The 10,318-nt window shown below is 40.7% G+C and carries 12 protein-coding genes; 4 read left to right on the top strand and 8 right to left on the bottom strand.

Annotation, left to right across the window (positions count from 1 at the left end; translation table 11 throughout):
- Positions 1 to 201: hypothetical protein (locus CH373_RS18755; RefSeq protein ID WP_207763709.1), on the top strand; the 201-nt coding region annotated here is incomplete at its 5' end.
- Positions 202 to 218: 17 nt separating this feature from the next.
- On the opposite strand, the gene CH373_RS18240 is transcribed toward CH373_RS18755, so the two are convergent.
- Complete coding sequence (locus CH373_RS18240; protein ID WP_100715544.1) at positions 219 to 1,400, bottom strand: glycosyltransferase family 2 protein; 1,182 nt, start codon at positions 1,398 to 1,400, stop codon at positions 219 to 221.
- A 24-nt stretch (positions 1,401 to 1,424) separates the two neighbouring features.
- Complete coding sequence (locus tag CH373_RS18235) at positions 1,425 to 1,871, bottom strand: methylglyoxal synthase (protein ID WP_100715543.1); 447 nt, start codon at positions 1,869 to 1,871, stop codon at positions 1,425 to 1,427.
- Positions 1,872 to 2,069: 198 nt separating this feature from the next.
- Here CH373_RS18235 and CH373_RS18230 point away from each other — a divergent pair, with 198 nt between their 5' ends.
- A complete protein-coding gene (locus tag CH373_RS18230; RefSeq protein WP_125170056.1) occupies positions 2,070 to 2,894 on the top strand; it encodes an FcpA-related putative periplasmic flagellar protein in 825 nt (274 codons plus the stop codon).
- A gap of 68 nt (positions 2,895 to 2,962) precedes the next feature.
- On the opposite strand, the gene CH373_RS18225 is transcribed toward CH373_RS18230, so the two are convergent.
- The 5 genes from CH373_RS18225 to miaB all read right to left on the bottom strand — a co-directional run bounded on the left by CH373_RS18225 (position 2,963) and on the right by miaB (position 8,099).
- A complete protein-coding gene (locus CH373_RS18225; protein WP_100715541.1) occupies positions 2,963 to 3,199 on the bottom strand; it encodes a hypothetical protein in 237 nt (78 codons plus the stop codon).
- Positions 3,200 to 3,207: 8 nt separating this feature from the next.
- The gene (locus CH373_RS18220) at positions 3,208 to 4,032 is read right to left on the bottom strand and encodes a hypothetical protein (protein WP_100715540.1); all 825 of its coding nucleotides are present in this window, start codon (positions 4,030 to 4,032) and stop codon (positions 3,208 to 3,210) included.
- 16 nt (positions 4,033 to 4,048) lie between these two features.
- Positions 4,049 to 4,891, bottom strand: a complete 843-nt coding sequence (locus CH373_RS18215) for a hypothetical protein (RefSeq protein ID WP_100715539.1) — start codon at positions 4,889 to 4,891, stop codon at positions 4,049 to 4,051.
- Between the two features lie 86 nt (positions 4,892 to 4,977).
- A complete protein-coding gene (locus CH373_RS18210) occupies positions 4,978 to 6,744 on the bottom strand; it encodes an LptF/LptG family permease (RefSeq protein ID WP_100715538.1) in 1,767 nt (588 codons plus the stop codon).
- Positions 6,741 to 8,099: a tRNA (N6-isopentenyl adenosine(37)-C2)-methylthiotransferase MiaB gene (miaB, locus tag CH373_RS18205; RefSeq protein WP_100715545.1), complete on the bottom strand. Its 1,359-nt coding sequence runs from the start codon at positions 8,097 to 8,099 to the stop codon at positions 6,741 to 6,743. The genes CH373_RS18210 and miaB overlap by 4 nt, the downstream gene beginning before the upstream one ends.
- Before the next feature lie 109 nt (positions 8,100 to 8,208).
- Between miaB and CH373_RS18200 the strand changes: the two genes are divergently transcribed.
- The gene (locus CH373_RS18200; RefSeq protein WP_100715537.1) at positions 8,209 to 8,859 is read left to right on the top strand and encodes a J domain-containing protein; all 651 of its coding nucleotides are present in this window, start codon (positions 8,209 to 8,211) and stop codon (positions 8,857 to 8,859) included.
- Positions 8,831 to 9,472 (top strand): hypothetical protein, encoded by a 642-nt coding sequence (locus tag CH373_RS18195; protein ID WP_100715536.1) that lies wholly within the window; start codon positions 8,831 to 8,833, stop codon positions 9,470 to 9,472. The genes CH373_RS18200 and CH373_RS18195 overlap by 29 nt, the downstream gene beginning before the upstream one ends.
- A 37-nt stretch (positions 9,473 to 9,509) precedes the next feature.
- Here CH373_RS18195 and CH373_RS18190 read toward each other — a convergent pair.
- Positions 9,510 to 10,318: HEAT repeat domain-containing protein (locus tag CH373_RS18190; RefSeq protein WP_100715535.1), on the bottom strand; the 809-nt coding region annotated here is incomplete at its 5' end.

The following is a 10,318-nucleotide window of genomic DNA, read 5'->3' as shown; positions in this document are numbered from 1 at the left end:
AAAAAGGTTAATTCAACAACCAAAAGTGTAACCCATGTCTCCGGTTTAAAGTGTTACCTATGTTCCCGGTTCTTCACTTTCTTGGGTGGGGGGATGGTGGCGGGCAAACCCCCTTCAAAAAGCCCATTACCAAAAATTCATAGTTCGCGCAAGCTTTTAAAAAAAGAAACACTTGTAGGAGCTCCTACATTGGTTAATTAAGAAAACCTAAACTACTTCTACCCTAAACTCCATTTCCTTTTCCAAGTCAGATTTGAGTTCAAAAAGTAATTGGTAAACATCGCGATCAAGATCCCAAGAATATCACATCCCAATTTTAGGAAAAGATTCGGAGAAATTTGCAAACTAGGCAAAATCGCATAGTAGGATACGTGAAAAACCGAAACCTGCACAAATAGGCCCAAAAAGCTAACCAAATTAAAGATTAAAAAACCTAATAGAGCCTTTTTCCCTCGGAACCTTCTTTCATAAAATGTAAAGTAGTTATTCAATAGGTAGTTGGACAGGATTGAAAGCTCTATCCCAAATAATACAGAAACTGGGAGTGGATTTATGAAAGGAACGTTCGTCAATAGATCAGGAAATTTTAATAATTCTCCGAACAAAAATCCTAAAATATTTACCAACACTCCACTCGCACCTACGATAGAATATAGCAAGAAAGTCGGAGAGACCCATTTTCCGAACTTAAGATCAAACAAAGCGATCAAGTAATTTCGAACTACCGAACTATTTAATTTTGTTTCTCCGTGCAATCTATTTCGAAAGGTATAAGGGATCTCTGCAATCACTGTATTCGATCCACTTCTCGCAAGAAACTCGAGCAATATTTTAAATCCTGTAGGATTCACCTGCTCGCTCGTTTTCTGAAACATTTTTCTCGTTACTCCGAAGTAACCACTCATCGGATCAGAAACTGAAATGGGCAATAAAAGCTTCGCGAAATTTGTGGCAACTCGACTTAAGAATAGTCTCGTTTTGCTCCATTTACCAGTCGAGCCTCCCACAATGTATCGAGTCCCGATGCAAATATCTGCGCCGTCTTTTACAAGAGATTCTATCATTTGAGGCAGAATGGCTTCGTCATGTTGCAAATCGGAGTCCATTACAAATATATAATCTCCTTCTGCCATTGCCATTCCAGTCAGCACAGCTGATGATAACCCAGTGACTCCGATACGACGAATCACTTTAATATTCGGAAAATTTTCTTTTAAATTCTCGGCTACCCTCCAGGTACCATCTGGACTATTGTCGTCGACAATAATCATCTCGTAATCGAAATCGTGCAATACCCTTCTAACAGCGTTGACAGTTAACGGCAAGTTTTCCGATTCATTATACGTCGGAATGATAATCGACACCTTATCGGTAACTTTTTTTTCCTTTTGGTACGCCAATGTTTGGTTCCTAAAGTTAATTTCCTAATATTCTGTACTGCCTGTAGCGTAGTTTACTTTGCTACGGCGATAACTTTTGTTGATAAGAGGTGATTGTATAAAATAATCGGCAGATACCCGATTACAAGCAATTGGTATATTATAAAGTACTGCAATTCTTAGCAGGGCTTTTACGTCGGGATCATGAGGCTGCGCCGTCAATGGATCCCAGAAAAATATCACCATATCAATCTCCCCATCCACAATTTGCGCACCAATTTGCAGGTCACCCCCTAATGGTCCAGACACGAAACATTCGATCGGTACCTTCGTTTTTTCGTGGATAATTTTTCCTGTTGTTCCCGTTGCAAGCAGACTATGCTTCGACAATAAATCAAGGTGGCTGCTGACCCAAGCTACTAAATCGCTTTTTCGATTATCATGCGCAATTAGTACGATTCTCTTTTTATTAGGAACTTCGGACTCTCTCATTGTGCCTTTACCTCAACTTCAACATTTCAGAGGACCCGCATTAGCAGAACTCTTTTTCCGGAGAAAGCGGAATCGTGTCGCATGGGCAGGTCCTCAGTTGGCTTAACGAAATCCTTTTATATAGGGACATATCAAAAAAGGATTCCTAATTTTTTGGCCTCATAGGCCGATGTTTATGAGTAGATGGAAGTTTCAAAATTGAGTCTCCGATCCCGCCCAGCGTTTTACGCACTACCCCATGCATTGTTCCTACTATTCTTATTCACTTCGGCTGTTCAAATATTGGCCGAAACCGATCCTCATACTTCGCAAAATCACAAAAGATTAGAAGTTTTGATCCCCGATTCTTCTGAAGAAGAGCCTTGGGAAAAGGAGAGTCTGCAATTCGAAGATTTAGATTTGCTAAACGAATATTCTGAAGATCGTTCAAAATCCTTGCTCGAAAAAGCCAGAGAAGGACTAACAAAGGCAATCGACACCTTCCGAAAAATTAACATGGAAATCGAAGAAAAGAGAAAGTCGGAAGAAGCCAGAACTCTTGATTCAGAAAGATACGATTGGCAAAAGAATGCGAGATTAGAAAACGTCGAGCGTATTTATTCTAGAGAATTGACAAGGGCTCGATTAGATTCTATCACACTACTAGCATTAGCGATTCGTGATATGGAAAAGATTGGAAACCCGAAGATCAAGCAAAGTTCGGCTTATGTAGAACTCCAAGCAGGAGTCTATCGGGAACTAATTAAGCACCAATATTCGCTGAGGCAGTACATGCAAGCTTCAGAATTCTTACAAAAATATATAGAACTGGATCCAAAGTTTGAGGCAGAAAGTCTTCCGCACCAAATGTTAGTACACTGCTTTGAAAGACTCTACCTTTCGGCCAAGAAGTTGAAGGACGAAGAAAGTGCGGAGTATTATCTTACCAAGAAAAGAAAGCACGCCATCCTTTTTGCAGAGAAAAAATACGGACGCAATTCTTCGGAATTCAGAAGAGTGATCGAGCTACTCGCAAAGGAATAAAGATAGAACTGATTCTTTCAGAATCCTAAACCGAATTAAAAAGCTATCCTGTGAAATACTGCGAGAATTTACTGAAGTATGGTTCCATCCAAAAAGATGATCTTGTCAACCCATTTATAGAAAAGGGGAACGAACAGGCTCCAAAGAAGAGCTACGGCTACTAAGGAAAGTGCAATCCTCCTTTCTTTTTCTATAAGTTCATTCCACCGTATTAAGATTGCATATAACAAAAATGGAATGAATAAAATCGAAAATACTCTAGTTGTATCTATAGTAAAAAAGGTAATCGACAAAATCGCTACCATAAAAATAGCTAACTTCTTTTTTCCTTATAAAGCATCCAAAGCGCCAAGGGAAAAAGCCCATGAAACAAACTTATAATTCCATAATGCAAGTAAGAGAGATTATTTCTTAGCAAATCAGATAAAGCAAACGATGTTGCTGCATCTACACGAGTGTTCCGAAAAGGAATTCCATTCCACTTGATAAAACAGAAAGCAAAAATCAATGCTGCACAGGCTGAAAACCCGAACACAAAAAAATCTTTTCTTTCCACCTGGTTTAGATAAACGCTTTTCGCAGATAAAAGAATCAAACCTATCAGGAAAAACTGAAAATAGTGATTCAACATTCCGACTGATAAAACCAAACCTAGTGTTAAATAATAGAAAGTATCCTTCTCTTTTCTAAGCAAAATCGAGATAAGTAAAAAAGAAAACAATACTGTAATGTTATCCGGAAACCCAATCCAATTCAGTTGAACGAGCATCAAAGGACTGGCCAAATAAACGAATCCTAGTAGAATAAAACCTAAGCCTCGTAAATAATAAAAACCTAATACACTGATCAAAGAGCCGGACAATGAAGTGATGGTCAATAGAATCTTGGCGAACTTTTCTGGACTCATTTTCGGATCTACAAAATGCAGGAAAAGAGGAGTAAGAATCGTGTCCCAGTTCATACTCACGCCAAAGGGATCTAAAACTAAAAAGTAAAATCCGGTGCTGTAGACCCGAGAAGAATAGACGGCGTCATATAGGATCGGAGAAAGCTTATAAAATAGGAGAAACGAAACCGAAGCTACTGCGAACAATCGAGCAGCTGGAATTCGGAATAGGCCTTTAACAATTTCAATCAAGGGCAGCTTGATAAAATCAAGGATCTTCTATATCTGGAAGGCCTAATTCTTTTCTGAGGCGCTTGTTTTCCTTTACGAGCTCTCTGATTTCTTTTTCGGTATAGGCAAATAATTTAGTATGAGCATCCAAGATCTTATTCATCTCGATTTCTTCAATGCTTGAATATTCCAGTGCCTTCTCGGTGGCCCTTCTCAGTTCAAGAGCTTGCTTTAACTCTTGTGTCTTTAGATTGTCTATGATCTCGGATACTTTCAGTCTTTCATGCAAAGCAAGTAATTCCTGATTTTTCAGCTCATTGACTCTTTCCAGTGCCTTGTTAATCTCTTCGTTGTTTTTCTTGATTTTAGATTCAAATTCTAAAATAGAATGGAGAGCTGCATTAGCCTTGCTGGAATCTTTATATTCTTTATTGGCGAGCTCGAAAACTCCTTCAAAAAAACCAACATTCGCCAGGCAACTGTTCCCAATTTCATTTGCGACATTTTTGAAAAATTCTGTCTGAATAATCCTATCTAGGATCAGTCTGAGCGTTCTAGGTTGTACCGGATTTTCTAAAACCTCAGTCTTCCCTTTCGCCGAAAGCTTAGGAAAAATCTCTTCGGCTTCCGGAGAGACAATAAGGATCACGCTCAAAAAAGGATGGAGCTCGAATCGTTTTAGAAAGTCATCCTTGATTCCGTTCCATTCTTTGAGGCGAATATTTAGGTAAAAAATATGAATTTCCTGGGCATCGAGTTCGATCGCCTTGTAATCTTCCAAATGGACTTTCCTCAGTTCAAGGTTGATCCGAGGATGTTTCCAAATATGGATGGGGAATTCTGCTCCGGAAGTAATATGCCAAATATTTGCCGTTTTCAACTCCGGTCCCCCTTCCTTCTCTGCAATTTAACCTAAGCAGTAGTGGAAATATTTCAAAGATTACACCTCTGACGAAAAAAAATCGATTATTCTTTTGGCCAGAGATTTCTCCATAAAGGTATTTTTTCGAGGATAGCTGTCAATTTCGTTTTTAGGACTTCCCAGGGTTCTCCGATCTTATCCAGAAATTTCGTAATCGGTTCCGGAAGTCTCATGTCGGTTCGTTTCAGCATGATATTCAGACTGATAATGGTCACGGCAATGTTTCCTGACCAGGGGCCCAGCCAAACGGGAAATTTATCGTTATCTGATACGTTACTTCCAACGGTAAACAGTCCCCAATAAATGATGATGAGTACAACCGCCATTGTAAAACTCATCCCACGACCGGATCGTTTTACCACGAGCCCTAACGGTAGAGAAATGACTGAAAAAATCAGACAGGACAAAGGCATTGCGATTCTTCTATGGATTTCCACATTAAATTGAGCTAAAACTCGCTTTGATTGTTTGAGTAGGGCATCCAGCTGAGTAAAAACGGAGAATTTTTGAGTTTTTTCGGCTGCAGAAATATTTGGATCACCGGCTGTCTGCATGAGCTCGATTTGCAATTTCGTGACCATTTGCTTCAGCCCACCGATCCCTTTCACGGAAATTCCCATCTCCTTTAGAACTTCCAGTCCTGGAATGTTTTCCAAGCCTTCACTTTCGATGCTGTTACGAATCTGTATAAGAACCGGCATTGTGAAAGTTTCAGGACTAACATTCAGCTCTAGGCTTTTCTTTTCCTGTTTTTTCGGGATATTGTAGTCCATCTCCCCGTTTCGCAAATCTGTAATCGAAAAGCCCTTTTGCGCATCGTCCCATTCCAAAATCCATCCGTCTCTTAACCGTATAGATTTTTCGAACTCTCCATTTTCGCCCAACTTTTCAACAAGAGTTCCTTTTTTCGCGGAGATGATCTGAGTCATCCTGGATCCGCCCATAGGAATCGCTGTCGACCCGATATAAAAATATTGGTCACCTTCTAGAAAGATTTTCCATTCTCGAATCTGCACACCGGTGAGTTCGCCGGATTCCGGATTGACCCCGTCGGTGTACATGGTTCTTCCTTTTTCTTCAAAAAGATCCTGCTGTTTGTCTCCGCTGAACTGCCCCGGAGTCATCGCCAGCAAAGGATTATAAGCTAACACCCATTTGTTGAATTCGGTCATCTTTCGAGTGTTTTCAGGAGACAAATAGAAGTTCAGGTATCCAACTACAGTCGCCATAAAGATCCCGAATGCGATAAACACTACATAGATTCTAGAAAAACTAATTCCAGCTGATCGGATTGCAGTAATCTCAGAATCACCAGACAATCTACCTGCGGCCATAACTCCGCTCATCAAACAAGCCATCGGAATCGTCATTGGCATGATATTTCCCAAAAGATATCCGAAGTAATCCAAGAGTCGCAAAGGATCCACTCCCTTTCCCACAAAGAGACCGATCATTTTTTGCAAGGCGAGCGCCATGTAAACCGTAGTGAAAAAGAGAAGGGAAACAAAAAAGGGAGGAACGATTTCCGAAAGAATATATCGATCTAAGATGGGAACTTTTCTTAAGAATTTTTCTCGGTCTGTATGAACGTAAAAATCTGCGGGAAGTTCGCTTACATTATGGACGCGAACAGATCTCAGGTCGGTTCCGGATCCTACTTGTCCGTGGGCTTCTACACCGAAATCAACAGTATTCCTTTTTTTGGAAGGCTTGGAATCCGAAATCTTTGTCTTTTTTGCCGAAGCATTCGAAGTAGATTTCTTTTTACTTCCTCCATCCTTCCCTCCGGAAGGATTAGAAGTTTTCTTCAAGACACGATCCTTCCCTTTAAGGTCGCACTTGTTGCAGATTCGATCTGAACTTGTACAGTACTTCCAATTTTTGAAAGTAAAGAGAATTCATCTAATTCGCCTTCGGCTGGAAACACCACCATTCTTCCGCACGGAGTTCTGCCACAGAGCTCTACTTTAGATTTTTTTGAAGTGTTTTCCACAAGAATAGGATATACTCTGCCTATCTTAGACTGATTTCTCTCCAGAGAAATTGCAGTCTGTAGATCCACCAATCTGGTCAATCTCTCCCCTTTCACTTCCTCAGGAACATCGTCTTTGAGTTTTCTCTGGGCCATTGTTCCTTCCCTTTCGGAATATTTGAACATAAAGGCCATATCAAATCCAACACGTCTGACAGTGTCTAATGTATCTTCGAACTGCGCTTCGGTTTCTCCAGGGAAGCCGACAATGATATCTGTAGTAAGTCCAACCTCGGGGACAAAACTGCGGATTCGCTCGACTACTTCCAAAAATTCTTCTTTAGAGTAATTTCTCTTCATATTTGATAATACTTCAGTATTACCAGATTGTAATGGAAGATGAATGTTTGGAGAAAATCTTGGTTGCTCCGACATGAGTTGCAATAGATGAGTTGGAAAATCCTTTGGATGCGGAGATGTAAACCGAATCCTTTCGATTTCTGTTTCTTCTAATAATAAGCGAACTAGGGCAGCAAAGTCTTCGTCTTGGTGTTTATACGAATTCACGTTTTGTCCAAGAAGAGTCAGCTGTTTTACACCTTGAGAGACAAGGTCCTGCGTTTCCCGGACAATAGATTGCGGGTCCCTACTCCTTTCTCTTCCCCTCGTATAAGGAACCACGCAAAAAGTGCAAAAATTATTGCATCCTCTCATGATGGTAAGAAAGGCCTGAACTCCGTTTACGACTCTGGGTTCGATTTCGTCATAAGTTTCGATCTTAGAAAGTCTGGTCAGTGATACGGACTGAGCCCCTGAGCGAATCCGATCGATCAATTCGGGAAGGGATCGATAGTTGTCCGGACCTACGACTAAGTCCAGTGGGAGCTCCTGGTGGAATAAATCGTCTCCCAAATTCTGAGCCATACAACCCAGAACACCTATAACCAGGGACGGATTCCTTTTTTTTAAATAACCTAAGCTCTGTAAACGGCCGTAAATTTTTGCGTGTGCGTTTTCGCGGATTGCACAAGTATTCAGAAAAATAACGTCAGATTCTTCAGGGCTAGAAACTGTTTCGAAGCTAGCACCCTTCATTAAACTGGAAACAATACCCGAATCGTACTCGTTCATTTGGCACCCGTATGTTTCAATGTATACGCGTCCGGGTTTCGGTATGGCTTCGATCACACTCATAAGTCGACTTTTCCCTCCCAAAATCGGCTGTAAAGGATTTCCAGGGAGTAAAAGCGATTGAAAATACGTTGGCATTCCTCCGAAAAGAGACAAAATCGGATTTTGGAAAATGAGAGGTTCCTTGCAAGGCTTAGGATTAAATCGGAAAGCGGACTATTACGAGGTCCTGGATATTTCTAGGGATGCGACTCCTTCGGAGATCGATAAGGCATTCCATAGATATGTCAAAAGCACGCTTTCCCACTCCTGGATTCCTTGGAACCAAGACCTGCTCAGAGAAGGCTCTCTCGCACATTACTTCCTCTCGGACCCAAATCGACGTAAAAAGTATGACGCGTCTTTGGACTATGAGTTGGTGATTCTTGATCCTAGCGGAGTTCCGGAAGAATTCGAAAAATTCTTTGAACAACAAAAGATATCTACTGCGAAAGAGTATCACAGACTGTATCAGCAATTTTTATTACTGAAACGGGAGCGAGAAGATAAACTCTGGTCATTACACAACACCACCTTTTATTTTCTGATCTGCTTTTGCGTTCTAGTTTTGGGCTCGGTGGCTTTGTTTTTACTTCGAAAATCTGGGTTCCTTCCGGAAGAGGTCGAAGTATTTTATAAAAAATGGGGGCTGTTACTTTCCGGTGCAACTATGTGCGGCGGTTATTTTCTATTCAGAATTTTTTATATCAATCGAATCATTCTGAAAAGAGAACGGAAAAGAGAAAAAGAAATTCATGAAAAAAGTACCCAAGCCGGACCCTAAGGCTTTAACAGCCGAAGAAGTACAATATTATTATTCTTTACTGCAAGAAGAAGTCACCTCTTTCGACTGCGGGAGCTTATGCGCACCTAGCAATGGAGGAGTCCCATTGTGCTGCCAATCGGACAACGCGCTCCCCGCTTTGTATAAGTCGGAATTCGAAATGCTCTCCGCTAGGACAGATCTTTGGAAAGCATATGTCCCGACTACTAAGGAGGAAAAAAAAGAATTCTCCCAATACGATCATCGTAAAATTACGTTTTGCGAATGTAAAGGGGTCGCTCATTGCGAAAGAGAAAATCGATCTATTAGTTGTAGAACTTTTCCATTGGAACCGTATTTAGACAGCAGAGGTGTTCTAGTCGGACTTGTATTTATGAAGGAGTTCACCGAAAAATGCCCTCTGACGCAAAGGGCAAAGGAAATCCGACAGGAATTTATCGATAGTCATTTTATATTTTGGGAAAAATTGCTCTTTCGGTTGGATTCGGAATATGAAGTATACTGGGAATCCAGCAAGGCATATCGCAAGTGGAGAAAGAAGACCGGAAAAGATTTTCCTATCCTAAAACCCAGTCACCTAAAGGGAAAAGAATATTTAGAAAAGTATCTTTAAGTTTTTAACGAAGTTTATTTCTTTCTATTGATCAAGATTACTTTAAAAACTTCGCCGCTAGGATTTCCTTGATCGCTCTTTCCATTCCGGCTTTTACTTCAAGAGATTTCTCGAAAACATAGGCGTCAAATAAAGATGGAAGACAATCCGGGTCGTTGATCACTCGAATTGTTTCTACTGCTTGTAAACGAAGTGGCATCTGTTCCTTTTTGTTTACCGCAAACGCTAGCAAAGCAGAAATTGTGGATTTATCCTTTAAATCGGCCAATGCTTTCAAAAGGGAAAGTTTTACGTCCGTAACCACTTCTTTATCAAAGATATTCTTCAATTCCTGAGCTCCTGGGTTAAACGATAATTTCCCCATGGCTTCTGCCGCTCTGGATCTTAATTTAGGATCCGGGTCAGAATAAAGAATATTTAATATTCCGGAGCCTCCCCCGTGATTTCCTAAATCCACGAGAAGATCAATCAAGCGATATTTGATAGAAGTGACGCTTTCCTTAGACAGTTGATCCGAAACGGATTTGGCACCTGGCTTGTCCCCAAAATAAAACAATGCCTCCAAACTGATCCGTCTGAGATCAGGATTCGGCTCGGAGAGCCCCTTGTAAAACAAGGAAATATATTGCCTATTCTTCCGGTTTTTTAGAATTTCAACTGCGTGCAATCTGACATCTTCGTCCGGATCACTGGAAGCCATTTTAGGGATCACTGCCCTGGTATCTGAAATATTATTTTTCTGTAATGTTTCAAAGAATCTTTTCCTAAGAGCAGGGCTGTCATCCGATGCGAATTTAGAGATCAAATTTTGGACTCGTTCATCCTTGATCCAAATTGCAGCTTCCA

This window comes from Leptospira perolatii, assembly GCF_002811875.1.
GTDB classification, from domain to species: Bacteria; Spirochaetota; Leptospiria; order Leptospirales; family Leptospiraceae; genus Leptospira_B; species Leptospira_B perolatii.
This window is presented reverse-complemented; position numbering and strand designations above follow the sequence as displayed.